Raw genomic sequence first — 25,066 nt, 5'->3', positions numbered from 1 at the left:
TACCAGCACGGGGCACCCCGGAAGGCGCCGGGCAGCGCGAACACCCCCGCCCCACACCCGACAGCGGCCGGGGCCGCATCCCACCCCCGCCCCGCACCAACGCGGGGCCACACCCCAGAACACCGGCCCGACCAGCCCTCAAAGCCGCCCAATGTCCCCGTACGGCATCCGCGGCGCCCGCCGCCCCGGCACCCTCCCGCTCAACAGAATCAACCGCGCGGCCCGATGCCGCTGCCCCGCATACGGCTCCAGCAGCGACAGCATCACCGCGTCATCCGCATGCCGATCCCCCGCGAGCGCCCACCCCACGATCCCCGGCAGATGCAGATCCCCCACGGTCACCGCATCCACCGCCCCATGACTCCGCTGCACCGTCTCCGCCGACGTCCACGGCCCGATCCCCGACACCAGCTCCAACCGCGCCTGCGCTTCAGCAGCGGGCAACCCCACCGCCTCCTCCAGCCGCGCAGCGACCCGCACCGCCCGCAGAATCGTCGACGCCCGCTTGTTGTCGACCCCGGCCCGGTGCCACTCCCAGGAGGGAATCAACGCCCACGTACGCGGCGCCGGCATCACCGACATCCGTTCCGGCGCGGGCCCGGGCGCCGGCTCCCCGTACTTCCGTACCAGCAGCCGCCACGCCCGATACGCCTCACCCGTCGTGACCTTCTGCTCCAGAATCGACGGGATCAGCGACTCCAGGACCAGTCCGGTCCGTGTCAGCCGCAGTCCCGGACGCCGGTGCCGGGTCAGCGCCAGCAGCTTGTGCCGGGGCACGAAGGCGGACGGATCGTCGGCGGCGCCGAGCATCTCCGGCAGTCCGTCCAGGAGCCAGTCGGCGCCCGGCCCCCACGCCTCCCCCCGGATCTCCCCGCCGCGCCCCGTCACCCGGAGCGTCCCCGGACCCGCCGGCGTCAGGCTGGCCCGCCACACGGAACCGTCCGGCAGCGCCCGGAACGTCGGATCGCCCGGCCCTCGTCGCAGCGGTCCGAGGACCAGCCCGAGGTCCAGGGGGCCCTCCGGTACCCACGTCCGTACGCGGGCCGGCGCCGGTGCCGGGCGGGGGGTCCCCCCGGGCACGGCGACATGCCCGCCGCGCACCGTCGTACGAGTCGGACGGGGTGCGAAACGTCCTGCCACGAGAGATCCCAGGGGTGGAAGTGAAGCGGGGGCCCCTATGAGGGTAGGCGCACGCTCACCGCACCTCGATGAAACCGCCCGCGTCCCGTTCCGGCCGCGGGCGCGGCTCCTCCGCCGGGTGGCCGACCGCCACCGCGCCCATCGGGTCCCAGTCCGCCGGCAGGTCCAGGACCTCGCGGACCACCTCGCGGCAGAACATCGTCGACGACACCCATGCCGAGCCCAGCCGCTCCCCGGCCAGCGCGACCAGGAAGTTCTGCACGCCGGCGCCCGTGGCGACCACGAACATCTCCCGCTCCGCGCCGTCCCGCCGAGCGTCTCCGTAGGTGTGCGAACCGTCCATGACCAGGCAGGGGACGACCAGGTACGGCGCGTTGCGCAGGACGTCGCCGCGGCGGACGCGCTTGGCGATCGACTCCTCCGTCCTGCCGTCGCGGCGCAGGTCCGTGATCCAGGCCTCGCGCATGGCGTCCAGGAGACGGGTGCGGGATCCGGGCGACTCCAGCAGCACGAACCGCCACGGCGTGGTGTGGTGCGGGGCCGGCGCGGTGACCGCCGCGGCCACCGCGCGGCGTACGGCTCCGGGGTCGACCGGCTCGTCCGTGAAGGCCCGTACCGTACGGCGCTGGGTCACCGCCTGGCGTACCGCCTCGGACGTGCCGAGGCGGAACATGTCGTCGCGCGCGCCGCGGACCATCGCCCGCGCGCCCTCGCCGTCGTCGGCCGCCACCAGGTGCGGCAGTCCGCGGACCACGGCCACCGGGAGGCCGGACGCCTTGCCCTTGACCAGGTCGCCCGCCGCGGCGAGTTCGTCGGCCGTGGCGACGACGGTGGCGCCGAGCGGGTTGCCGTGCGCGTCGGTGCCGCCGCGCAGGTCGTCCAGCACGCGGACGCCCGCCGCGCCGATCGCCACGTCCGTCAGCCCCGCGCGCCAGGGGCGGCCGAAGGTGTCCGTGACGATCACGCCGACCTCGATGCCCAGGGCGTCGCGCAGGCCCTCGCGTATCGCCCGCGCGGAGGCGTCCGGGTCCTCGGGCAGCAGCAGGACCGTACCGGCGGGGGTGTTGGAGGCGTCGACTCCGGCCGCGGCCATGACCAGGCCCTGCCGGTTCTCCACGATGCGCAGGGGGCCGCGCCGGGCCACCACGCGCACCGTCTCCGCGTCGATCGCGGCCTCCCGGTCCGTCGCCTCGACGATCCGGCCCTCCGCCTTGGAGACGATCTTCGAGGTGACGAGGAGGACGTCGCCGTCGGACAGGTCCGGTGCGGCGGCCGCGATCAGCTTGGCCAGGTCGTCGCCCTCGCGGATCTCGGGCAGGCCCGCCACGGGCCGGACCCGGTAGCCCGTGCCGCTCATACCGCGCGCACCTCCTCCGCCAGCGTCAGCGCCTCCCGCGCCATCCGCGCGGCCGCGTCGACGTCGGTCATCATCAGCGGTACGGCCCGGCAGCGGATGCCGGCCGCCTCGACACGCTCCACACAGCCCGCGTCGACGGTGTCGACCAGCCAGCCGTCCAGCAGGCCCGAGCCGTAGTGCTCGGCCACCGCCGGGGCCGTGGACTCCACGCCGACGGCCGCCAGCACCTTGTCGGCCATGCCGCGCACGGGCGCGTCCCCGACGATCGGCGACAGACCGACCACCGGTACGCCCGCGTCGGCGATCGCCTCCCGGATGCCGGGGACGGCGAGGATGGTGCCGACGGAGACCACGGGGTTGGACGGTGGGAAGAGGATCACGTCGGCCTCGGCGATCGCCTCCAGGACACCCGGCGCCGGCTTCGCCTGCTCCGCGCCGACCGGCACGACCGCCTCGGCCGGCACCGAGGCCCGCAGCCGCACCCAGTACTCCTGGAAGTGGACCGCCTTGCGTTCCCCGTCCAGCTCGACGGCCACGTGGGTCTCCACGCGGTCGTCGGTCATCGGGACGAGGCGCACGCCGGGCTGCCAGCGGTCGCAGAGCGCCTCGGTCACCGCGCTGAGCGGGAACCCGGCGCCGAGCATCTGCGTCCGCACGATGTGCGTGGCGAAGTCCCGGTCGCCGAGCCCGAACCACTCCGGGCCGACGCCGTACGCCGCGAGCTCCTCCTTGAGGTGGAAGGTCTCGTCGGTCCGCCCCCAGCCCTGCTCCTCGTTGATGCCGCCGCCGAGCGTGTACATCACCGTGTCGAGGTCCGGGCAGACCTTCAGCCCGAAGAGGTGGATGTCGTCCCCGGTGTTGCCGATGACCGTGATGTCCGCGTCCGGCACGGCCCGCTTCAGACCGCGCAGGAAACGGGCACCGCCGATGCCGCCTGCCAGAACCACAATGCGCATGGGGCCATCCTTGCAGGCGGCTACGACATCGCGTCAGGCAGTCACCGGGCCGGGTGCCGTGCGCGCCTCGCGGTGGGGGGCGACGGGGGTCCCCCCGGTCGAGCGAAGCCGAGACTGGGGGAGCATGGACATCCGGGTCAGGCCCGGGTAGTAGATGTGCAGGCTGACCGCTGGTTCGAGGGCGTCGTTGACGACCTCGTGCACATAGCCGGGTGCGAACACGCGCTGTGCGCCGGCCGTCAACGCGCGCGTGCCGCGTTCCGTGCGCTCGGTCAGGGTGCCGTCCAGGACGGTGAGCACGCCGGAGGAGCGGCCGTGGTCGTGCAGCCCGCTGCCCTGGCCGGGCACCCAGGAGAGCAGCCACACCTCGTAGCCGGGGCCGGTGCGCAGCCGGTGGTACCACCGGCTGCCGGCGTCGTACTCGACGAGGTGCTCCCACTGGGAGCGGTCGGCGGCGATGGAGCGGGCCAGGCCGGCGAACTCGGCGACGGTGGCCGGGTGCTCGCGCGGGGGCTGGAGCAGGTGCGGGACTTCGAGGATGTCGCCGGCGATCTGGAGGTCGCTGTCGCTGTTCATGGAGGCGAAGGTTCCTTGGCGGAGAAGCGGTGGGGGGTGCGGGTGTCGCGGCGCGTCACGCCCGGGTCGCGGGCGGGCGGGCGGCGAGGGGTGCCCCGGTGGGAGCGAAGGAAACAGCGGCCGAGTCGCGCGGGACTCGGCGGTGGCGGGAGCGCGTGGGGCTCAACAGCCGGAACAGAGACAGCTACAGCGAGCGCGGGCAGCACCGAGGAACCCGACGGAGCGGGTCGAGGTGAGTGCCGAATTCGCGAGCATGCCCACTAGGACAGCGGTTCACTCCTCCGCTGTCAACTCGGCACCCGGTATGTGGGACATGGTTCACCTCATCCGGTTCATCTCGCAGGCGAAAGGTTTGCTCAGTCGTTTCCCGGGACACATGGTGCCCACGGCGGGGCGCCCCGCACGCCGTTGCGATCCCGTGATCCGACTGTGATCCGGTTCGCTTCGGCGTGGGTGTCGCAACGGGATCGACGCCCTGGGCGTCTCTCCCGTAGAGACTCTGCGTGAGGTCGGAAGCCCTCACGGGTCCCGTACGCGTGTCAAGGTTTAGGGCGATTTGAACACTTTCCGCTCGGCCTTGGTTCCGCAGAGTGAATAAGGGGCTCAATAGCAGATCTCGGCTTGACTCGCCCGGAGCAGCACACTTGTAATTTCACTCGTGTCGTTCAGCCGGAATCGGTAACGGCTGGATCACGGGGACGCGAAAGACGGACGAGGGGCGCACATGACCGAGCTGGTGCAGCAACTGCTGGTCGACGACGCGGACGAGGAGCTCGGCTGGCAGGAGCGCGCGCTGTGCGCCCAGACCGACCCCGAGTCCTTCTTCCCCGAGAAGGGCGGCTCGACCCGGGAGGCCAAGAAGGTCTGCCTCGCGTGCGAGGTCCGCTCCGAGTGCCTCGAATACGCCCTCGCCAACGACGAGCGCTTCGGCATCTGGGGCGGCCTGTCCGAGCGGGAGCGCCGCCGGCTGAAGAAGGCCGCCGTCTGACGAACCGGCACATCACCGCCGTACGCACAGCACTTCGTACATACGTCACTCAAGGCCCGTCGCGGGTGGGTCGTCCACAGGCGGCGGGCCGTTCTGCCCGCCCGTCGCCCCTCATCGAGACGCTCCGCGCCGCCCCGTTCAATCTGCCGATAGTGTGGTCGCTCGTCCGAGACGCCCCGCTGCCCCCATCGGGCACAGGCGTTCCCCCCAGACCACCGAACCGGGGCCCGTACCTCGATGTCCGTGCACAGCCACACGGCAGCCCGGCAAGACCTCGCTGCCTCACCTGAGTTCCCGCGTCACGTGGTGACCGCGGTCCTCGTCTCCCACGACGGCGCCCGCTGGCTGCCCGACGCGCTCGCCGGGCTGCTCGGCCAGGAGCGCCCCGTCCAGTTCGCCATGGGCGCCGACACCGGCAGCGCGGACGACTCCGCCCGGCTGGTCACCGAGGCCCTCGGCGACGACCACGTGCTGCACCTCGCCCGGCGCACCGGCTTCGGCCAGGCGGTCGAGGAGTGCAACCGCAACGCCCCGCACCTCACGCCGGACGACCTGCCGTACCTGAAGCGGCCGAGCGGCTGGGACCCGGTCACCCGCAGCTGGCGCGACGACGCCTACGACCTGCCGGAACTCCCGCACGGGGAGCCGGTGCAGTGGCTGTGGCTGCTGCACGACGACTGTGCGCCCGAACCCGACGCGCTGGCCCAGATGCTGCGCGTCGTGGAGAACGAGTACGAGCTCGGCCGTGACGACGTGGCCGTCGTCGGCCCCAAGCTCCGCGGCTGGTACGACCGCAGGCAGCTCCTCGAGGTCGGCGTCTCCATCGCCAACTCCGGCCGCCGCTGGACCGGCCTGGACCGCCGCGAACAGGACCAGGGCCAGCACGACCACGTACGGTCCGTGCTGTCGGTGTCCACCGCCGGCATGCTGGTCCGCCGTGACGTCTTCGACCGGCTCGGCGGATTCGACCGGCACCTGCCCCTCATGCGCGACGACGTCGACCTGTGCTGGCGCGCCCACTCCGCGGGGCACCGGGTCCTGATCGCCCCCGACGCGGTCGTCCGGCACGCCGAGGCCGCCTCCCGCGAGCGCCGCACCGTCGACTGCGTGGGCCGCACCTCAGCCTCCCCGCACAAGGTGGACAAGGCGGGCGCCGTCTACACCCTGCTCGTCAACGCCCGTACGGCCGCCCTGCCCTGGGTGCTGCTGCGCGTCGTCCTCGGCACCCTGCTCCGCACCCTCGCCTACCTCGTCGGCAAGGCCCCCGGACAGGCCGTCGACGAGATCCGCGGCCTCATGGGCACCCTGCTGCGGCCCGAACGGATCCTCGCCGGACGGCGCCACCGCGGCAGCCCGCAGACCGACAAGGGCGAGATGCGGCCGCTGTTCCCGCCGCCCGGCGCGACCGTCCGCGTCACCGTGGAACAGGTCGCGAGCGGCCTCGTCGGCCGCTCCGACCCCGAAGCCGCCTCCGGCGCGGGACGCCACGGCAGCGCCATCGAGTCCGGACCCGGCGGCGACGACGCCGACTTCCTGGAGGTCGAGCAGTTCGCCCGCCTCAAGCGCATCGCCCGCAAGCCAGGGCCGGTGCTCTTCCTGGTGCTGCTGCTCGTCTCCCTGGCGGCCTGCCGCCAGCTCCTCGGCGGCGGCGCGCTCGCGGGCGGCGCCCTGCTCCCCGCGCCCGCCGACGCCGGTGAGCTGTGGGCCCGTTACACCGACGCCTGGCACACCGTGGGCGCCGGCGGCACCGGATCCGCACCGCCCTACCTGGCGATCGTCGCGGCCTTCGCCTCCCTCCTGCTCGGCTCCACCGGCCTCGCCGTCACGATCCTCCTGGTCTGCTCGGTACCGCTGGCCGGCCTCACCGCGTACTTCGCCTCCCGCCCGCTCGTCGAGTCCCGGCTGCTGCGCGCGTGGGCGGCCGTCGCCTACGCCTTCCTGCCCGCCGCGACCGGCGCCCTGGCCGGCGGCCGCATCGGCACCGCCGTACTCGCCGTACTGCTGCCGCTGATCGCCCGCGCGGGCATCGCGGCGAGCGGCCTGGCGAACCCGGAGGGCACCCGCGGCAGTTGGCGCGCCACCTGGGCATACGCCCTGCTGCTGACGATCGCCACGGCGTTCACCCCGATCGTGTGGCCCGTCGCCCTGGTCCTCGGCGTCGGCGTGCTGGCCCTGCGCAGGACCGAGATCCCGGCCTACGGACTCCGCTTCCTGGCCCAGCTGGGCACCCCCCTGCTGGTTCTCGCCCCGTGGTCGCTCTCCCTCCTCCCGTTCGGCTTCTTCCGGGAAGCGGGTCTGGAGTACGGCCCCTCCGCCGCCTCCGCCCTCGACCTGCTCGGCGCGAGCCCGGGCGGCCCCGGCACCGTCGGCGGCCTGCTGCTCATCGGCCTGGTGCTCGCCGCGCTCGCGGCCCTGCTCCGCTCCGAGCGCCGGACGGCGATCCTCACCGCGTGGGCGGCGGCCCTGGTGGGCCTCGTCTTCGCGGTCCTGTCCAACAACTCCGCCTGGGCGGGCCCCGCGACCCTCGTCTACGGCATCGCCGTCCTGGCCGCCGCCACGCTCGGCGCCGACGGGGCACGCGCGCGTGTCGCGGAGCAGAGCTTCGGCTGGCGCCAGCCGGTCGCCGCGCTGATCGCCCTCGCCTGCGCGATCGGTCCGCTGGTCGCCGTCGCCGGCTGGATGATCCGCGGCGCCGACGGGCCCGTGGAGCGGCGCGACTCCCCCGTCCAGGTGCCCGCGTTCGTCGCCGAGGAGAGCGGCACCCGCGACCAGGCCCGCACCCTCGTCCTCGACAGCGACTCCACCGCACAGGTCGGCTACGTCCTGGTCCGCGGCTCCGGCGCCCGCATGGGCGACGCGGAGATCGCCGCGGTGGACGGCGAGAACACCGGGCTCGACAAGGTCGTCGCCAACCTCGTCGCCGGCTCCGGCGCGGACCAGGCCGACCAGCTCGGCGGCTTCGCCGTCCGCTACGTCCTCGTCCACCCGGGCGCACCGCGCGAGGTCACCCGCGTCCTGGACGCCACCCCCGGCCTGTCCCGGCTCAGCCAGCAGGCGGGCGGCGCGCTGTGGCGGGTGGACCGGCAGGTCGCCCGCGCGAGCATCGTCCCCGCCAAGGACGGCGACGACGAGCCCGTGCCCGTGGCGGCAGGCCCGGTCGAGATCCACACCAAGATCCCGGACGGTGCCGAGGGCCGCGTCCTGCGCCTCGCCGACACCGCCGCCGAGGGCTGGACCGCCACTCTGGACGGCAAGCCGCTGACCCGTACGACGGTCGACGGCTGGGCCCAGGGCTTCGAACTCCCCGCCTCCGGCGGCACGCTGGACGTCACCTACGACGACCCGGTCACCCACACCGCCTGGCTGTGGGCCCAGGGTCTGCTCGCCGTCGTCCTCGTCGTCATGGCCCTGCCCGGCCGCCGCCGCGACATCGACGACGACCTGCCCGAGGAACCGGCCGTCCCCGCCGAGGCGATGGCCGGCGAGGGCCGCCGCGCCCGCCGCCTGCGCGCCCAGGCCGAGGCGGAGGCGGAGGCGGAGGCCGCGGCGGAGTCCGGCACCGGAGAACCGGGCGCCGACGAGGACTTCCCCGCCCCGCCCGGGCAGCCCCCCGCCCCCGTCCCGCAACAGCCCGACCACGGCGACTGGGACGCGGCGGCGCAGTACCCGAACGCCTACCCGGACGAGCAGCAGTACCAGCAGTACCCGGCGGACGCCTACGGCGGGACCTACCCGGCGGAGGCCTACCCCCAGGGCGGCGAGTACGACCCGTACGCCTACGGCACCCAGCAGGCGCCGTACGACCAGACCTACACCCAGGGCTACGACCAGACCTACACGCAGGGCTACGACACGTCGTACGACCCCCACGGCACGGGCAGTGAGCGTCCCGACGGGAGCCAGCAGTGAACCGCACCACCCTGTCCCTGATCGCGGGCGTGACCGCGCTCGCCGCCGTCACCGGCTTCGCCGCGGTGTCCTCACCGGACGCCAAGGCCACGGACGGGACGGCGGAGGCGGCGGCCCACCTCCCCGTGGAGCGCACGAGCCTGGTGTGCCCCTCTCCCAGCTCCTCCGACCTGGCCGAGACGACGTACACGTCCTTCACCCCGGTCACGAAGGGCACGGAGAAGGAGGGCGGGGCCGAACTCCGGGCGGCCACGGAACAGAAGCAGGACGAGTCGAAGTCCGAGGACGACTCCGAGGACGACAAGGACGCCAAGTCCGAGAAGCCCGTACTGGAGCCCGAGGAGCCCGGCAAGCCGGTCACCGGGGAGACGACCGGCGGAGAGTCCCCCGCCCTCCTCGGCACCGCCGAGGGCCGCTTCGCGCCGGGCTGGACCGTGCAGGAGACGACCACGGTCACCGCGGGCACGGGCCGGGGCATGCACGGCGTCACCTGCACGGCCCCGGACACGGAGTTCTGGTTCCCCGGCGCGAGCACCGACGCCGACCGCACCGACTACGTCCATCTGACCAACCCCGACGACTCGGCGGCGGTCGTGGACATCGAGCTCTACGGCAAGGACGGGGCCCTCGAGACGACGGTGGGGGAGGGCATCACGGTCCAGCCGCACTCCGCCGAGCCGGTCCTGCTCTCGACGCTCACCGACGAGAAGCAGACCGATGTGACCGTGCACGTGGTGGTCCGCAGCGGCCGGGTCGGCGCCGCCGTACAGGCCTTGGACGCCAAGCTGGGCGGCGACTGGCTGTCCGCGTCGGCCGACCCGTCCGGCAGCCTGGTCCTGCCCGGCATCCCGAAGGACGCCACCGCCGTACGCCTGGTCGCCTTCACCTCCGGTGACGCCGACGTCGACCTGAAGGTGCGCCTCGCCTCCCCCTCCGGCCTGATCACCCCGGCCGGCCACGACACCCTCCACGTGAAGGGCGGCATGACGGCGGCCGTCGACCTGGAGGACATCACGCGCGGCGAGGCGGGCTCCCTGGTCCTGACGGCGGCGGACGACTCCGTCCCGGTCGTGGCGGCGGTACGGGTGCTGCGCGGCAAGGGCGACAACCAGGAGTCGGCCTTCATCCCGGCGGCGCGACCGGTCGGCACGCGCGCGACGTCCGTGGACAACACGGCCAAGGGCACGACGCTCTCGGTGACGGCTCCCGGGGGCACGGCGAAGATCAAGGTCACGGCCTCGGCGGGCACCGAGGGCGGTACGGAGACCTCGAAGACGTACACGATCAAGTCGGGCACGACGCAGGACATCGAGGCACCGGCCCCGGCCGGATCGAAGGGCACCTACGCCCTCACGGTGGAACCCCAGTCGGACACACCGGTCCACGCGTCCCGAACACTGACCACGACGAAGAACGGCGTCCCGTTCTTCACGGTCCAGCCCCTCCCGGACGACCGGGGGATGGTCTCGGTACCCCAGTCGAACGAGGACCTGTCAATCCTGCAGAACTGACCCCGAACCGGGGACGGACCCGAGCTGCGAACCGGGGCGGACCTGAGCCCCGAACCGGGGCGGACCCGAACCGGGCCCGCCCCGCCGTATGCGGCTGCCGCTCCCGCCCTCCGCGGGCAGCCGCGCCGCATGCCCCGCGTCCTCCGCGGGCAGTCGCTGCCGCTCCCTCCGTCCTCCGCGGGCAGTCGTGCCGCTGGGGCGGCACGGGTGGGCGCGACGGCACCCCGCAAGCGCCGGGCAGCGCGAACACCCCCCGGCCCGCACCCACGCGGGGCACCCCGTACAGCGCAGGGCCGCACAGACCAACCCCCGGCCCCCACCCACGCGGGCCACCCCATGAGGCGCCGCCCACCCGGCGCCCACACACGGCGTCAGTCCTCCCCGTACCGGGGATCCACCGTCTCCGGCGTCAGCCCCAACACCTCCGCCACCTGCTCGACCACAACCTCGTGCACAAGAGCCGCCCGCTCGTCCCGCCCCTTGGTGCGGATCTCCACCGGCCGCCGATAGACCACCACCCGCGCCGGCCGCCCGTCACGAGCAGCCACGGTCCCACCCAGCGGCACCGCCTCATCACTCCAGGCCCCCCCGCCCGGCCGCGGCACATCCAGCACCAGGAAATCGACGTCGGCCAACTGCGGCCACCGCCGCTCCAGCCGCTCCACGGAGTCCTGCACGAGATCCGCGAACGTCTCCGCACGGCTCGCGGCGAGCGGCACCTGCGGAGGCGCGATCGGGCCGCGCATGCCCCGGCCGTGGCGATCACGGCGTCGGGGCCCGGGGGCGGGGCCGGGGCCGGCGGCACGGGGCGTCACGGAGCTGTCCATCACTGCGAAGCGTAGTCGCCACGTCGCCACCCCGCCCGATCACCGCACGCCTTCCGGCCGACCCGCACGGCATGTCACAACATGACCATTCCAGCCAAGGTTGGGCTCGATTCCGTATCTCTCCGAGACCGATCACCTCAAGGCAATCGACAGTGTTTGTGCCAATTGGTGACCGGAATCAGTACCGTCGAACCCCCCGAACCCTCACGTCGAACCAGGTCAGCAAGGTGCCCCCAAAGGGGCATGTGGGGCGTTTCGTGCCGCGACACGGTGGGGTGACCTGGTGGAGAGTCGTCGCGGCCCGCTCAAGAGTGCGGTACCGTCCAACGTCGTGAGCCCTGTACGTCGCTGTTCGCGCACCGCCTGCGGCCGTCCCGCCGTCGCGACGCTGACGTACGTCTACGCCGACTCGACCGCGGTCCTCGGCCCCCTCGCCACCTACGCCGAACCCCACTGCTACGACCTGTGCGCGGAACACTCCGAGCGCCTCACCGCACCGCGCGGCTGGGAGGTCGTCCGCCTGCTCGACGGCTCGGCCCCGGCCCAGCCCAGCGGAGACGACCTGGAAGCGCTTGCGAACGCGGTGCGCGAGGCGGCCCGTCCGCAGGAGCGGGCGGCGGGGGCGGGCGGCGGTTCCCGCACCGCGGACCCCATGGAGGTCGCGCGCCGCGGCCACCTGCGCGTACTCCGCTCCCCGGACAACTGACCGGGGCGATCTCCCTCCCTATGCCCCAGGCGCCGCATAAACCTCCGCACGCCCATTGACGCCCCCTTGTCGCGGACACGACCATTCCGTTGGTACCCGGCGAGAAATCGCTTTCGCATGGCGGAATCCGGGAGGCGCCCGTGTACGTCCAGGAACTGGAACCCGTCGCCGGCTCGCTCGGCCTCTCCGCCCTGGTGGCGGCCCTGCCGCTCGTGATCGTCCTGGTCCTGCTCGGCGGCGTCCGGATGAAGGCGCACCTCGCGGGCCTGACCGGCCTGCTGGCAGCCGTACTGGTGGCCTGCCTGGCGTACGGCATGCCACTGGGCCAGACGCTCTCCAGCGGCGTCCAGGGCGCCGTCTTCGGCGTCTTCCCCATCATGTGGATCGTCGTCAACGCCCTGTGGGTCTACCGGATGACCGTCCGCACCCGCCACTTCGACATCCTCCGCCGCTCCTTCGGCCGCCTCTCCGACGACCCCCGCATCCAGGCACTCGTCATCGCGTTCTGCTTCGGCGCCCTGCTGGAGGCCCTCGCCGGGTTCGGCGCCCCCGTCGCGATCTCCGCCGTGATGCTGGTGGCCCTGGGCTTCGACCCCGTACGCGCCGCCGTGGTCGCGCTGGTCGCCAACACCGCGCCGGTGGCGTTCGGCGCGATGGGCACCCCCGTCGTCACCCTCGCCCAGGTCACCGGCCTGCCGCTGGACTCCGTGGCGTCCGTCGTCGGCCGCCAGACCCCGCTGCTCGCCCTCCTGGTGCCGCTCGTGCTCGTCTGGCTGGTGGACGGACGCCGCGGCCTGCGCGAGACCTGGATCCCCGCACTGGTCTGCGGAGCCGCCTTCGCCGTGGCCCAGTTCGTCGCCTCCAACCACGTCTCCGCGCAGCTCGCCGACATCGGCGCCGCCCTGGCCGGCGCGGGCGCCCTGGTCGCCGTACCGTACGCGCGCGTGCCCGCCACCGAGGCGGTACGGACCTCCGTGCTGACCGGCGCGCGCAGCGAGGAACTGGACGAGGAGGACCCGCGCGGAGAGGTGGTACGCGCCTACGCCCCGTACGCGCTCATCGTGGTGATCTTCTCCGTCGCCCAGATCCCGGCCGTGAAGGACTGGCTGGCCGGCGCCACCCGGACGTACGACTGGCCCTTCCTCGACGTCGCGAACCCGGACGGCGACCCCGTCGGCGGCAACGTGTTCACCTGGCCGATCGTCTCCACCGGCGGCACCCTCGTGCTGATCGCCGGAGTGTTCACGGCGGCGGTGATCGGGGTGCACGCGCGCGTGGCGGTCAAGGAGTGGCTGGCGACGGTCCACGAACTGCGGTTCGCGATCCTCACGGTGACGTCCGTCCTGGCCCTGGCCTATGTCATGAACCTCTCGGGCCAGGCGGCGACGATCGGCCACTTCGTCGCGGCGGCAGGCGCCGGCCTCGCCTTCCTGTCCCCGGTCCTCGGCTGGTTCGGCGTCGCCGTCTCCGGCTCGGACACCTCCTCCAACGCCCTCTTCGGCGCCCTCCAGGTGACCGCCGCCCAGCAGTCCGGGCTCTCGCCCGAACTGCTCGCCGCCGCCAACAGCTCCGGCGGTGTCCTCGGCAAGATGATCTCGCCGCAGAACCTCACCATCGCCTGCGCGGCCGTCGGACTGGCGGGCCGCGAGGGCGACCTGCTGCGCAAGGTGCTGCCCTGGAGCCTCGGCCTGCTGCTCGTGATGTGCCTGATCATGGTGGGCCAGAGCACGGCGGCGCTCGGCTGGATGCTGCCCTGAGCCTCCACGACGTCCGTGTCACCCTCTGCGGGTAGTTTGTGGTGACCGACAGGACTTCCGGAAGGGCTGGCCGTGGCTGCTGATCTGTCGCAGATCGTGAAGGCGTACGACGTGCGCGGAGTCGTCCCCGACCAGTGGGACGAGGCCCTCGCCGAGCTCTTCGGCGCCGCCTTCGTCCGGGTGACCGGCGCGAGTGCCGTCGTCACCGGTCACGACATGCGGCCGTCGTCCCCCGGCCTGTCCGGCGCCTTCGCGCGAGGCGCGGCGGCCCGGGGCGCCGACGTCACCGAGATCGGCCTGTGCTCCACGGACCAGCTCTACTACGCCTCGGGCGCCCTGAACCTCCCCGGCGCGATGTTCACGGCCTCGCACAACCCGGCGCGGTACAACGGCATCAAGCTGTGCCGCGCGGGCGCGGCGCCGGTCGGCCAGGACACGGGCCTGACGGAGATCCGGGAACTCGTCGAGCGGTGGAGCGCCTCGGGCGCCCCGGAACCGACGACCGGCACCCGGGGAACGATCACCCGGCGCGACACGTTGGACGACTACGCGGCACACCTGCGCTCGCTCGTCGACCTGACCTCGATCCGCCCCCTGAAGGTCGTCGTCGACGCGGGCAACGGCATGGGCGGGCACACCGTCCCGACGGTCTTCGCCGGCCTGCCGCTCACCCTCGTCCCGATGTACTTCGAACTCGACGGCACCTTCCCCAACCACGAGGCCAACCCCCTCGACCCGGCCAACCTCGTCGACCTGCGGAAGCGGGTCCGCGAGGAGGGCGCCGACCTCGGCCTCGCCTTCGACGGCGACGCCGACCGCTGCTTCGTCGTCGACGAGCGGGGCGAGCCGGTCTCCCCGTCCGCGATCACCGCCCTGGTCGCCTCCCGCGAACTCGCCCGCAACGGCGGCAAGGGCACGGTCATCCACAACCTGATCACGTCCTGGTCGGTCCCCGAGGTCGTACGGGAGAACGGCGGCACCCCCGAGCGCACCCGCGTGGGCCACTCCTTCATCAAGGCCGAGATGGCCAGGACCGGCGCGATCTTCGGCGGCGAACACTCCGCGCACTACTACTTCCGCGACTTCTGGAACGCCGACACGGGCATGCTGGCCGCCCTGCACGTCCTCGCCGCCCTCGGCGGCCAGCAGGGCACCCTGTCGGCCCTGGTCGCCCAGTACGACCGCTACGCCGGCTCCGGCGAGATCAACTCCACGGTCGACGACCAGACCGCCCGCCTCGCCGCGATCAGGGCCGCGTACGAGGGCCGCGACGGCATCACCCTGGACGACCTGGACGGCCTCACCGTCACCGCCCCCGACTGGTGGTTCAACGTCCGCCCCTCCAACACCGAACCTCTCCTCCGCCTGAACGCAGAGGCACGGGACGAGACGACGATGACCAGAATCCGAGACGAGGCCCTGACCATCATCAGGTCATAACCCCCAGCCGCAGACAATTACCCGCGTTCGGCGTTCGGCGTTCGGCGTTCCGCGTTCCGCGTTCCGCGTTCCGCGGGCAGTCGTGCCGTCATCCCCGCTCTCCGCGGGCAGTCGTGCCGCTGGGGCGGCACGGGTGGGCGCGACGGCACCCCGCAAGCGCCGGGCAGCGCGAACACCCCCCGGCCCACACCAGCACGGGGCACCCCGTACCGCGCTGGGCCGCGCGACCCGCTCCCGCACCGGGCACCGCACAACCCCGCCCACCCCCACCGGCGGTAACCTGACCAGCACATCCACCCACCGAAGGAAACGCCCATGCCACTCGAAGCCGGCCTCCTGGAAATCCTCGCCTGCCCCGCCTGCCACTCCCCCCTCAAAGAGCAGGAAACCGAACTGATCTGCACCGGCGAGAGCTGCGGCCTGGCCTACCCCGTCCGAGACGACATCCCCGTACTCCTCGTGGACGAGGCCCGCCGCCCCGAGTAACCGGTACGAGGCGCAAGGCGCAACCACAAGGCGCAACGCCCACCGCACCGCACCGACGACGCCCCGCCGACCGGAGACCGGAGCCCGCCGCCCATGCTCGACGAATCGCTGCTCGACTCACCGGAGGGCCTCGCCGAGGCCGACCGCCGCGCCCTGCTCCGCGGCGCCGCCGAAGCCGGTGCCCGCGTCCGCACCGCCGCGCGGCACGCCGCCGAGGCCGGCGTCAACAACCTCAAACCCGACGGCCGCCCCCGCGCCGTCCTCATCGCAGGCCCCGGCGCCGCCGCCACCCAGACCGCCGACCTCCTCGGCACCCTGGCCGGCGCCGGCAGCCCCGTCACCCGCCTCGCGCCCACCGGCGTCGCCCCCGCGCCAGGCGCCCTGCGCTGGGAACTGCCCGGCTGGGCCGGCTCCGTGGACCTGCTCCTCATCGCCACCCCCGACGGCACCGAACCGGGCCTGTCCCTGCTCGCCGAGCAGGCCTACCGCCGCGGCTGCACCGTCGTCGCCGTGGCCCCCGCCGGCAGCCCGCTCGCCGAGGCGGTCGGCGGCTCCCACGGCCTGTTCGTCCCCATGGCCACCGCGCCCTACGACCAGGACGAACCCCTCGCCGCCTCCGCCCCCGGCGTCCTGTGGGCGCTGCTCACCCCGCTGCTCGCGCTCCTGGACCGCACCGGCCTGCTCACCGCCCCGCCCGAGGCCCTGGAGAAGATCGCCGACCGCCTCGACGGCATCGCCGAACGCTGCGGTCCGGCCATCGCGACGTACAGCAACCCCGCCAAGACCCTGGCCGCCGAACTCGCCGAGGCGCTGCCCGTCGTATGGACCGAGGGCGTCTCGGCGGGCCCGGCCGGCCGCCGGTTCGCCGCCGCGCTCGCCGAACTGTCCGGCACCCCCGCCGTCGTCGCCGAACTCCCCGAGGCGCTCGCTGCGCACAGTGCCCTGCTGGCCGGCCGGCTCGCCGCAGGCGCGGACCCGGACGACTTCTTCCGCGACCGCGTGGAGGAAGCACCCGCCCTGCACGCGCGCGTGGTGCTGCTCCGCGACCGCCCCATCGGCGGCCTCACCGCCGCCCCCGCCGCCCGTGACCTGGCGCTCACCCACGACACGCCGATCAGCGAGCTGGAACCGGAGGCGGGCGGCGAGTTGGAGACCCTCGCGGAACTGATCGCCGTCACGGATTTCGCCGCCGTTTACCTGGCGCTCGCCTCGAGAGCCTGATCATGCCCGGGACCCCCTGAGACCCTCCCTCCGCGCGGACGCACGACAAGCACGACACGCACCGACACCGCGCGCCCGCACGAGAACCGGCAGAAGGAACGCAGAGAACCCCATGGACCGCCTCGACAACACCATCCGCCCCTACGCCTGGGGTTCCACCACCGCCCTCCCGCGGCTGCTCGGCACCGAACCGACCGGCGAGCCGCAGGCGGAGATGTGGATGGGCGCCCACCCCGGCGCACCCTCGCGCACCGGCCGGGGCACGCTCGTCGAGGTCATCGACGCCGACCCGGAGCGGGAACTCGGCCCGGACTCGGTCGCCAGGTTCGGCCCCCGCCTGCCCTTCCTGCTCAAACTCCTCGCCGCCGGAGCCCCGCTCTCCCTCCAGGTCCACCCCGACCTGACCCAGGCGAAGGAGGGCTACGCGGACGAGGAGCGCCGCGGCGTCCCCGTGACCGCCCCGCACCGCAACTACAAGGACGCCAACCACAAGCCCGAACTGATCTGCGCCCTCACCGAGTTCGACGGCCTGTGCGGCTTCCGCGACCCGCAGCGCGCCGCCGCGCTCCTCGACGGCCTCGGCGTCGACTCCCTCAAGCCGTACGTCGACCTGCTGCACGCCCACCCCGAGGAGGCGGCCCTGCGCGAGGTCCTCACCGCGATCCTCACCGCCGACCCCGAGGAGATGACCCGCACCGTCACGGAGACGGCCGCCGCCTGCGACCGCCTCGGCGGCGCCTACGCCCCGTACGCCGACATCGCCCACCACTACCCGGGCGACCCCGGAGTCATCGCCGCGATGCTCCTCAACCACGTCCGGCTCCAGCCCGGCGAGGCCCTCTTCCTCGGCGCCGGCGTCCCGCACGCCTACCTCGACGGCCTCGGCGTCGAGATCATGGCCAACTCCGACAACGTCCTGCGCTGCGGCCTGACCCCCAAGCACGTCGACGTCCCCGAACTCCTGCGCATCGTCCGCTTCGAGGCCGGCGACCCCGGCGTACTGCGCCCGGAGGCCGGCCCGGACGGCGAGGAGGTCTACGAGACCCCCATCGACGAGTTCCGCCTCTCCCGCTACGTCCTCCCCGCGGGCGGCGCCACCCACGACCTCACCCTGACCACCCCGCAGATCCTGCTCTGCACCGCCGGCTCCGTACGGACGGGCGAGCACGAACTGACCCCGGGCACATCCGTGTTCGTCCCTTCGGGCGAAAAGGCCGAAGTGTCCGGCACCGGAACCCTGTTCAGGGCCACCGTCGTCGCCTGATCACCCCGTGACGGCGACCTGACACGCCGTCGCCGAACCGGGCTGCAACAATGGCCCACCGTCAAAGGACGGGCAAAGTCCCGGGCGGCGTACGCACACGCCTGCCCGGGCCCCACACGGCGTACGAAGGGACAACGCGAACACATGAGCGCGTCAGGCGGCACCAAGGCGATCGTGGCGGCACTCGCCGCCAACCTCGCGATCGCGGTAGCGAAGTTCGTGGCGTTCCTCTTCAGTGGCTCCTCGTCGATGCTCGCCGAGTCCGTGCACTCGCTCGCAGACTCCGGCAACCAGGGGCTGCTGCTGGTGGGCGGCAAGAGAGCCCAGCGCCAGGCGACCCCGCAGCACCCCTTCGGCTACGGCCGCGAGCGCTACATCTACGCCTTCCTCGTCTCCATCGTGCTCTTCTCGGTCGGCGGCATGTTCGCCATCTACGAGGGCTACGAGAAGATCAAGCACCCGCACGAGCTGGAGCACTGGTACTGGCCGGTCGGCGTCCTCGTCTTCGCGATCATCGCCGAGGGCTTCTCCTTCCGCACCGCCATCAAGGAGTCCAACCCCCTGCGTGGTGAACACTCCTGGAAGGAGTTCGTGCGCCGCGCCAAGGCGCCCGAGCTGCCGGTCGTCCTCCTGGAGGACCTCGGCGCACTCGTCGGCCTGATCCTCGCCCTCGGCGGTGTCGGCCTCGCCCTGGCCACCGGCGACAGCGTCTGGGACGGCATCGGCACCCTCTGCATCGGCGTCCTGCTCATCCTGATCGCCCTGGTCCTCGCCGTCGAGACGAAGTCGCTGCTGCTCGGTGAGGCCGCGGGCCCCGAGGCGACCCAGAAGATCGAGGCCGCCGTCGTCGACGGCGACACCGTCACCCGCATCATCCACATGCGCACCCTCCACATCGGTCCCGAGGAGCTGCTGGTCGCCGCGAAGATCGCCGTCCGGCACGACGACACGGCCACCGAGATCGCCTCCGCCATCGACGCCGCCGAGTCCCGCATCCGCGAGGCCGTCCCGATCGCCCGCGTGATCTACCTCGAGCCCGACATCTACAGCGAGGCCGAGGCCGCCAAGGGCGCCGACCCCGAGGCCACCCCCGGCGGCCCCGGCTCCCACGACACCGCTCACTGAGTCCCGGCCCCACCGGGACCCGCAGGACCCCATGACGGAGGGGCCCGCCACATCACACCGGCGGGCCCCTCCGTCGTCCGGGGCGGCCCCGCGCCTCAGAAGTGCGCGGGCCACAACTCCGTGTCGAACTCCGCCGGCCGGCGCCGCCTGGTCCGCCCCGCGAGCGCACAGAACAGGCCCGCGAGCGCCAGCAGCAGCCCGAACAGCGTGGCCCCGGCGAGCAGCACCACACCCAGGCGGTCCTCCGTCACCCGGCCCCGCACCGCCTCCACGGGCACCGTGCCGCCGTGGTCGTCGGCGAAGAAGCGGGAGTCCCGCGAGTTCAGACGGTGGTCGCCCAGCAGGAACAGCCGCCCCTGCGGCACCCGGACGTCGTACCGCTGCGGAAAAGGGCCGTTGGCGTCCCCGTCCTTGACGTACGGCTCCTCGAACGCCCTGCCGTTCACCGTGAGCCGTCGCGCGGACCCCTCGCCCTCGCAGCACACGATCCGGTCACCGCCCACCCCGATGACCCGCTGCATGACGAGCCCTCCTCCCGGATAGCGGTCGGGCACCGAGAACAGCACCACGTCACCGTGCCGCACCTCGTCCCCGTCCACGCGCGCGTAGAGGACGTCCTCACCGAGCCGGTACGTCGGCGTCATGCTTTCGCCCCGCACAGCGGCCGTCCCGTAGTTCAGCCGCAGCGCCCCCAGGGACGCCACCACCGACAGCAGCCCCGCCGCGAGCATCACCCACCCCGTGACCAGCATTCCCCGCCCGGTGTCCATGCCCGAACCCCTCCCCGCACGGACCACCCGCGCGGGGTGAGGCTAGCGGTCCGCCCGGCGACGGCCGCCGGGGACCGGGGACGGGGTGCCCGCCAGATCGGCCTGATGTGTACGCGGGCGGACTGGGGTCGGCCGGGCCCGGCGGTGTAGCTTGGGACGGAGCCAGACGTCGCTGCTGATGGCGGTCGGGCGGTCCCCCCGCGGACCGGCCGAGGGAGAGAGGGCCTCCGACGGACTGCGCTGCGCGCACGCGGGCATGCCTGTGTCCTCCCCAGGGCACCCCTGTGTCCGCCGCCGCGCAGACCAGCCGTACCCACCTCGACCCACACCCCGAGGAGCAGCTCGCAATGACGACTGTCGACAACCGACAGGACTTCAAGGTCGCCGACCTCTCCCTGGCCGAGTTCGGCCGCAAGGAGATCACCCTCGCCGAGCACGAGATGCCCGGCCTGATGGCGATCCGCAAGGAGTACGCCGACGCCCAGCCCCTGGCCGGCGCCCGCGTCACCGGCTCCCTGCACATGACCGTGCAGACCGCCGTCCTCATCGAGACCCTGGTCGCCCTCGGCGCCCGGGTCCGCTGGGCGTCCTGCAACATCTTCTCCACCCAGGACCACGCCGCGGCCGCCATCGCCGTCGGCCCGAACGGCACGCCCGACAACCCGCAGGGTGTCCCCGTCTTCGCCTGGAAGGGCGAGACCCTGGAGGAGTACTGGTGGTGCACGGAGCAGGCGCTGACCTGGCCGGACAGCCCCACCGGCGGCCCCAACATGATCCTCGACGACGGCGGTGACGCCACCCTCCTCGTCCACAAGGGCGTCGAGTACGAGAAGGACGGCAAGGCCCCCTCGCCCGACACCGCCGAGTCCGACGAGCACCGCGTCATCCTCGAACTGCTCAACCGCACCCTGAGCGAGAGCCCGCAGAAGTGGACCCAGCTCGCCTCCGAGATCCGCGGTGTCACCGAGGAGACCACGACCGGCGTCCACCGCCTGTACGAGATGCAGCGCGACGGCGTCCTCCTGTTCCCGGCGATCAACGTCAACGACGCCGTCACCAAGTCGAAGTTCGACAACAAGTACGGCTGCCGCCACTCCCTGGTCGACGGCATCAACCGCGCCACCGACACCCTGATCGGCGGCAAGACCGCGGTCGTGTTCGGCTACGGCGACGTGGGCAAGGGCTGCGCGGAGTCCCTGCGCGGTCAGGGCGCCCGCGTGATCGTCACCGAGATCGACCCGATCTGCGCCCTGCAGGCCGCGATGGACGGCTACCAGGTCACGACGCTCGACGAGGTCGTCGACAAGGCCGACATCTTCGTCACCACGACCGGCAACAAGGACATCATCATGGCCGCCGACATGGCCAAGATGAAGCACCAGGCCATCGTCGGCAACATCGGCCACTTCGACAACGAGATCGACATGGCCGGCCTCGCCAAGGTCCCCGGCATCGTCAAGGACGAAATCAAGCCGCAGGTCCACACCTGGACCTTCCCCGACGGCAAGAAGATCATCGTCCTCTCCGAGGGCCGCCTGCTGAACCTGGGCAACGCCACCGGCCACCCGTCGTTCGTGATGTCCAACTCCTTCGCGGACCAGACGCTGGCCCAGATCGAGCTGTTCACCAAGCCCGACGAGTACCCGACCGGCGTCTACGTGCTGCCCAAGCACCTCGACGAGAAGGTCGCCCGCCTCCACCTCGACGCACTCGGCGTCAAGCTGACCACGCTCCGCCCGGAGCAGGCCCAGTACATCGGCGTGCAGGTCGAGGGCCCGTTCAAGTCGGACCACTACCGCTACTGAGCCCACGCTCCCGCCGCGGCGAGCGCGTCCAGTGCACGGACGCGCTCCCCGGCAGCAGGTCCTCCGAGGCAGGCCCCCGCACCCCCGTGCCGGGGGCCTGCCCCTTTGGCGGACCGGCGACCGGCCCAGCCCGTCACGACCCAGGACCCCCATGCCCCGCGGCCGCTATTCGCTCCACGATCCGCACGATCACACCCCCCTCGCGGAAGAACACTTCCACTGCGCCCCCGGCCCCTCCGGCTGGCGCTACGTCTCCCAGCTAACCGCCCCCACAGGCGATCATCTGGGCTCGGTCGACCTCGCCCTCGACGAACTCGGCCGCCCCATCCGCCTCGAACTCCACGCCGCGAGCTGGCAGGTCCGCGGCGCCGCCCTCGACGGCGTCACCTGGGTCCGCACCGACCCCACCGGAACCCACGCCACCGAAGGCAATGTGCGCGCCCACGCCTTCACCGGCTCGTCCCCCGCCTTTCTCATCGCCACCGCTCGCCTCCTGCGCCTCACCCCCTCGGCATCAGCCACCCGCGTACGCCTCGTCGCCTTCACGGACCCGGTCCTCGCCCCGCGCACCCTGGACCAGTCCTGGGCGTTGGTGAAGAGAGAAGCACACACCACTGACAACGGCCCCCTGACCGTGGACGAATACCAGGTCACAGCCCTGGACACGGGCGAGCAGCACTCCGTGCACCTTGCCGGGGACGTGGTCCTCGCGGCTCCCGGCATCGAACTGGAGGACCTCGAATCACCACCGTCGGTCCTCGACTGACCAACGCCTCCCGAAGGCACCTACGCGGGCGGGGCGAACCCCGTCGAGGGCCGGTCGGCCGACGATCCCTCCTGCGGCGGGGCGGCCCGCTCCCCACGTACCACGGCTCCCGGATCCGCCGGCCGATACACAGCCGGCCGCACATCCGGGGCGACGGCCGCAGCGGGATACACCGGCGGGGCACAGGCGCCGGCCGGACCGGTCGTACCCACGGGCCCACCACTCCCGGCCGGCCCCTGTCCGAACGCCCGCCGGGCCTCCCGTGCCTGCCGTTCCTGCACCACCGCCGCGAGATACGCCGCAGGTGGCACCCCCGGCGGCACCGGTGCCCCCGTGCGCCCGGCCAGGTCCGCGGCCAGCCGCTCCGCCATCGACCAGCCGACCTGCGGATCGAGCTGCCCCATCCGCGTCAGGTACTGCCGGACGGCAAGCCACAGACCATCGGGCACCGCCGACAGATCGAGCCCCGAGAAACGCCCGGCCAGCCACGGCGGAGGCGGCGGCACGAACCCCGCCTGCCCGACCGGCACCCGCTCCCGCACGACGAGAGTCCCCGCGAACACATCTCCGAGCCGCCGTCCCCGCGCCGAAACCAGGGACGCGATGCAGGCCACGACCCCGAGCGTCATCAGGATCTCGATCACACCGATCAGGCCCCGCACCAACGCGTGCCGGAACCGGATCGGCCCTCCGTCGTCCCGCACCACCCGCAGTCCGCAGGCCATCTTCCCGAGCGACCGCCCATGGCTGAGTGTCTCGACCAGGATCGGCCCACCGACCAGCACGAGGACGAACAAGGCGATCGAGATCGCGGTCTGCGCCGCCTCGTCCAACGAGGCCGTGGCAGTCACCAGAGCGATGGTCACCACGACATAGACGGCCACGGCCGCCACCAGATCGAGCAGCACGGCCAGCGCCCTGCTGGGCAGCCTCGCGGGGCGCAGCTCCAACGCCACAGCCTCGCCCGTCACCAGCTCACTCACGCCCGCCGCCCTTCCCTGGCCTGCCCCGAACACCGCCAGTCTGCCAAGCTGATGTCACATCGCACCGCGGTACGACCAGCAGATCAAGCCGATCATCCTTCCACCGGTCAGGCCGACCGCCGACGAACAGCCGAGGAGCAGGCACACCGATGGACCTCGACGTCTTCGTCTCCGCCCACCGCGCGGAGTGGGACCGCCTCGACGCCCTGCTCCGGCGCCAGCGCCGCCTCACCGGCGCGGAGGCCGACGAACTCGTCGTCCTCTATCAGCGCACGGCCACCCATCTCTCCCTGATCCAGTCGGCCGCCCCCGACCCGCAGTTGACCGGCCGGCTCAGCCAACTGGTGGCACGCGCGCGCAGTGCGGTGACCGGCGCCCGCCGCGCCTCCTGGCGGGACGTCACACGCTTCCTGTCCCACAGCTTCCCGGCCGCCGTCTACAAGTCACGCCACTGGTGGGTGCCCACAGCACTCCTCTCCACAGCCGTCGCGGCACTCCTCGGCTGGTGGATAGGCACCCACCCCGAAGTACAGGCGTCCATAGCGGCTCCCGACGAGCTGCGTGAGCTCACCCGCCCCGGCGGCCAGTACGAGACGTACTACTCGAGCCACCCCGCGGCCTCCTTCGCCGCCCAGGTCTGGACGAACAACGCGTGGGCCGCGGCCCTCTGCCTGATCCTGGGTGTCTTCCTGGGTCTGCCGGTCCTCTGGATCCTCTTCCAGAACATGCTCAACCTGGGCGTCGGCTTCGGTCTGATGTCCTCCGCCGGCCGTCTCGACACCTTCCTCGGCCTGGTCCTGCCGCACGGCCTCCTGGAACTCACCGCGGTCTTCGTCGCGGCCGGAACCGGCCTCCGCCTCGGCTGGACCGTCATCGACCCGGGCCCCCGCACCCGACGCACAGCCTTGGCGGCGGAGGGCCGGGCAGCCCTGGCCATGGCGATCGGCCTCGCCCTGGTCCTCTTCGTCTCCGGCGCCATCGAAGGCTTCGTCACCCCGTCGGGCCTGCCCACCTGGGCGCGTATCACCATCGGAGTCGTCGCCGAGCTGGCCTTCCTGGCCTACGTCTATGTCCTGGGCGGACGTGCGGCGCGCGCCGGCGAGACCGGTGACCTGGAGGCGTTCGAACGCAGCGCCGACGTGCCCACGGCTGCCTGATGTGCGTGAGACCCCGCTGAGCTGCTAGTCTCCTCTTCGCCCCGCAGGAACCGTTGACACGGAGCAGGCGGGGAGGTAGATTCAAACAGTTGCCTGGAGACGGGGTCTGACCCGGAAGGCGACCGTGAGCATCTACCAGCTTCTTATCGAAACGCTGATTTCGAAGAAGCACCTCCCGATGAATCGGAAAACGAAGGCCGGTCAGTCCGCCCCGAAACTTCTGATAAAGTCGGAACCGCCGGAAAGGGAAACGCGAAAGCGGAACCCCGGAAAGCACCGAGGAAATCGGGTCGGAAAGATCTGATAGAGTCGGAAACGCAAG

Annotated in this window: 20 protein-coding genes; 13 read left to right on the top strand and 7 right to left on the bottom strand. The window is 72.7% G+C overall.

The features are described from left to right. Positions 1 to 138 precede the first annotated feature (138 nt). Genes ACFV5H_RS36220 through ACFV5H_RS36205 form a run of 4 tightly spaced genes read right to left on the bottom strand, consistent with a single transcriptional unit; the run spans position 139 to position 4,029 of the window. Positions 139 to 1,140, bottom strand: a complete 1,002-nt coding sequence (locus ACFV5H_RS36220) for a DNA-3-methyladenine glycosylase family protein (RefSeq protein ID WP_385058223.1) — start codon at positions 1,138 to 1,140, stop codon at positions 139 to 141. A 55-nt stretch (positions 1,141 to 1,195) separates the two neighbouring features. Continuing rightward, complete coding sequence (locus tag ACFV5H_RS36215) at positions 1,196 to 2,497, bottom strand: coenzyme F420-0:L-glutamate ligase (RefSeq protein WP_385058225.1); 1,302 nt, start codon at positions 2,495 to 2,497, stop codon at positions 1,196 to 1,198. Then, positions 2,494 to 3,453 carry a 2-phospho-L-lactate transferase gene (cofD, locus tag ACFV5H_RS36210; RefSeq protein ID WP_385198981.1) on the bottom strand — a complete coding sequence of 320 codons (960 nt, stop codon included), beginning with the start codon at positions 3,451 to 3,453 and terminating at the stop codon, positions 2,494 to 2,496. The genes ACFV5H_RS36215 and cofD overlap by 4 nt, the downstream gene beginning before the upstream one ends. Positions 3,454 to 3,486: 33 nt before the next feature. Next, a complete protein-coding gene (locus tag ACFV5H_RS36205; protein WP_385058229.1) occupies positions 3,487 to 4,029 on the bottom strand; it encodes a cysteine dioxygenase in 543 nt (180 codons plus the stop codon). 724 nt (positions 4,030 to 4,753) lie between these two features. Between ACFV5H_RS36205 and ACFV5H_RS36200 the strand changes: the two genes are divergently transcribed. The 3 genes from ACFV5H_RS36200 (at position 4,754) to ACFV5H_RS36190 (ending at position 10,437) form a co-directional block, all read left to right on the top strand. After that, positions 4,754 to 5,017, top strand: a complete 264-nt coding sequence (locus ACFV5H_RS36200; protein ID WP_003975777.1) for a WhiB family transcriptional regulator — start codon at positions 4,754 to 4,756, stop codon at positions 5,015 to 5,017. Between the two features lie 237 nt (positions 5,018 to 5,254). Beyond that, positions 5,255 to 8,926: a glycosyltransferase gene (locus tag ACFV5H_RS36195; protein WP_385198979.1), complete on the top strand. Its 3,672-nt coding sequence runs from the start codon at positions 5,255 to 5,257 to the stop codon at positions 8,924 to 8,926. Next, the gene (locus ACFV5H_RS36190; protein ID WP_385198977.1) at positions 8,923 to 10,437 is read left to right on the top strand and encodes a DUF5719 family protein; all 1,515 of its coding nucleotides are present in this window, start codon (positions 8,923 to 8,925) and stop codon (positions 10,435 to 10,437) included. Before ACFV5H_RS36195 ends, ACFV5H_RS36190 begins: the two co-directional genes overlap by 4 nt. A gap of 371 nt (positions 10,438 to 10,808) precedes the next feature. Here ACFV5H_RS36190 and ACFV5H_RS36185 read toward each other — a convergent pair whose 3' ends face one another. After that, a complete protein-coding gene (locus ACFV5H_RS36185) occupies positions 10,809 to 11,264 on the bottom strand; it encodes a metallopeptidase family protein (protein ID WP_385058472.1) in 456 nt (151 codons plus the stop codon). Between the two features lie 283 nt (positions 11,265 to 11,547). On the opposite strand from ACFV5H_RS36185, the gene ACFV5H_RS36180 reads away from it, so the two are divergent. From ACFV5H_RS36180 to ACFV5H_RS36150, 7 genes are all read left to right on the top strand, one after another. Further along, positions 11,548 to 11,970 carry a DUF3499 domain-containing protein gene (locus ACFV5H_RS36180; RefSeq protein WP_184765947.1) on the top strand — a complete coding sequence of 141 codons (423 nt, stop codon included), beginning with the start codon at positions 11,548 to 11,550 and terminating at the stop codon, positions 11,968 to 11,970. A 140-nt stretch (positions 11,971 to 12,110) separates the two neighbouring features. Next, positions 12,111 to 13,727 (top strand): L-lactate permease, encoded by a 1,617-nt coding sequence (locus ACFV5H_RS36175; RefSeq protein ID WP_385058474.1) that lies wholly within the window; start codon positions 12,111 to 12,113, stop codon positions 13,725 to 13,727. Positions 13,728 to 13,799: 72 nt separating this feature from the next. After that, positions 13,800 to 15,167 carry a phosphomannomutase/phosphoglucomutase gene (locus ACFV5H_RS36170; protein WP_385058475.1) on the top strand — a complete coding sequence of 456 codons (1,368 nt, stop codon included), beginning with the start codon at positions 13,800 to 13,802 and terminating at the stop codon, positions 15,165 to 15,167. Positions 15,168 to 15,482: 315 nt separating this feature from the next. After that, positions 15,483 to 15,653, top strand: coding sequence for a Trm112 family protein (locus ACFV5H_RS36165; RefSeq protein WP_385058477.1), 171 nt, complete (start codon positions 15,483 to 15,485; stop codon positions 15,651 to 15,653). Positions 15,654 to 15,746: 93 nt separating this feature from the next. Further along, a complete protein-coding gene (locus tag ACFV5H_RS36160) occupies positions 15,747 to 16,874 on the top strand; it encodes an SIS domain-containing protein (RefSeq protein ID WP_385058479.1) in 1,128 nt (375 codons plus the stop codon). Between the two features lie 112 nt (positions 16,875 to 16,986). After that, a complete protein-coding gene (gene manA, locus ACFV5H_RS36155) occupies positions 16,987 to 18,138 on the top strand; it encodes a mannose-6-phosphate isomerase, class I (RefSeq protein WP_385058480.1) in 1,152 nt (383 codons plus the stop codon). Between the two features lie 144 nt (positions 18,139 to 18,282). Beyond that, positions 18,283 to 19,263, top strand: a complete 981-nt coding sequence (locus ACFV5H_RS36150; protein WP_385058482.1) for a cation diffusion facilitator family transporter — start codon at positions 18,283 to 18,285, stop codon at positions 19,261 to 19,263. 95 nt (positions 19,264 to 19,358) lie between these two features. On the opposite strand, the gene lepB is transcribed toward ACFV5H_RS36150, so the two are convergent. After that, positions 19,359 to 20,033 carry a signal peptidase I gene (gene lepB / locus ACFV5H_RS36145; RefSeq protein ID WP_385058484.1) on the bottom strand — a complete coding sequence of 225 codons (675 nt, stop codon included), beginning with the start codon at positions 20,031 to 20,033 and terminating at the stop codon, positions 19,359 to 19,361. A gap of 347 nt (positions 20,034 to 20,380) precedes the next feature. Here lepB and ahcY point away from each other — a divergent pair, with 347 nt between their 5' ends. Then, complete coding sequence (gene ahcY / locus ACFV5H_RS36140; RefSeq protein ID WP_385058486.1) at positions 20,381 to 21,838, top strand: adenosylhomocysteinase; 1,458 nt, start codon at positions 20,381 to 20,383, stop codon at positions 21,836 to 21,838. A gap of 151 nt (positions 21,839 to 21,989) precedes the next feature. After that, on the top strand, positions 21,990 to 22,604 hold the full coding sequence (locus ACFV5H_RS36135; RefSeq protein ID WP_385058488.1) for a hypothetical protein: 615 nt from the start codon (positions 21,990 to 21,992) through the stop codon (positions 22,602 to 22,604). A gap of 20 nt (positions 22,605 to 22,624) precedes the next feature. Here ACFV5H_RS36135 and ACFV5H_RS36130 read toward each other — a convergent pair whose 3' ends face one another. Then, positions 22,625 to 23,587 carry an RDD family protein gene (locus tag ACFV5H_RS36130; RefSeq protein ID WP_385198975.1) on the bottom strand — a complete coding sequence of 321 codons (963 nt, stop codon included), beginning with the start codon at positions 23,585 to 23,587 and terminating at the stop codon, positions 22,625 to 22,627. Between the two features lie 149 nt (positions 23,588 to 23,736). On the opposite strand from ACFV5H_RS36130, the gene ACFV5H_RS36125 reads away from it, so the two are divergent. Next, complete coding sequence (locus tag ACFV5H_RS36125; RefSeq protein WP_385058490.1) at positions 23,737 to 24,744, top strand: stage II sporulation protein M; 1,008 nt, start codon at positions 23,737 to 23,739, stop codon at positions 24,742 to 24,744. Positions 24,745 to 25,066 lie beyond the last annotated feature (322 nt).

The organism is Streptomyces sp. NPDC059787, assembly GCF_042732315.1.
Taxonomy (GTDB): domain Bacteria; phylum Actinomycetota; class Actinomycetes; order Streptomycetales; family Streptomycetaceae; genus Streptomyces; species Streptomyces atrovirens.
This window is presented reverse-complemented; position numbering and strand designations above follow the sequence as displayed.

Bases quoted from the DNA above. Each gene is read 5' to 3' on its own strand.
- ACFV5H_RS36215 (WP_385058225.1), bottom strand. From the start codon at position 2,497: ATGAGCGGCACGGGCTACCGGGTCCGGCCCGTGGCGGGCCTGCCCGAG.
- cofD (WP_385198981.1), bottom strand. From the start codon at position 3,453: ATGCGCATTGTGGTTCTGGCAGGCGGCATCGGCGGTGCCCGTTTCCTG.
- ACFV5H_RS36205 (WP_385058229.1), bottom strand. From the start codon at position 4,029: ATGAACAGCGACAGCGACCTCCAGATCGCCGGCGACATCCTCGAAGTC.
- ACFV5H_RS36200 (WP_003975777.1), top strand. From the start codon at position 4,754: ATGACCGAGCTGGTGCAGCAACTGCTGGTCGACGACGCGGACGAGGAG.
- ACFV5H_RS36195 (WP_385198979.1), top strand. From the start codon at position 5,255: ATGTCCGTGCACAGCCACACGGCAGCCCGGCAAGACCTCGCTGCCTCA.
- ACFV5H_RS36185 (WP_385058472.1), bottom strand. From the start codon at position 11,264: ATGGACAGCTCCGTGACGCCCCGTGCCGCCGGCCCCGGCCCCGCCCCC.
- ACFV5H_RS36165 (WP_385058477.1), top strand. From the start codon at position 15,483: ATGCCACTCGAAGCCGGCCTCCTGGAAATCCTCGCCTGCCCCGCCTGC.
- ACFV5H_RS36160 (WP_385058479.1), top strand. From the start codon at position 15,747: ATGCTCGACGAATCGCTGCTCGACTCACCGGAGGGCCTCGCCGAGGCC.
- manA (WP_385058480.1), top strand. From the start codon at position 16,987: ATGGACCGCCTCGACAACACCATCCGCCCCTACGCCTGGGGTTCCACC.
- ACFV5H_RS36150 (WP_385058482.1), top strand. From the start codon at position 18,283: ATGAGCGCGTCAGGCGGCACCAAGGCGATCGTGGCGGCACTCGCCGCC.
- lepB (WP_385058484.1), bottom strand. From the start codon at position 20,033: ATGGACACCGGGCGGGGAATGCTGGTCACGGGGTGGGTGATGCTCGCG.
- ahcY (WP_385058486.1), top strand. From the start codon at position 20,381: ATGACGACTGTCGACAACCGACAGGACTTCAAGGTCGCCGACCTCTCC.
- ACFV5H_RS36135 (WP_385058488.1), top strand. From the start codon at position 21,990: ATGCCCCGCGGCCGCTATTCGCTCCACGATCCGCACGATCACACCCCC.
- ACFV5H_RS36125 (WP_385058490.1), top strand. From the start codon at position 23,737: ATGGACCTCGACGTCTTCGTCTCCGCCCACCGCGCGGAGTGGGACCGC.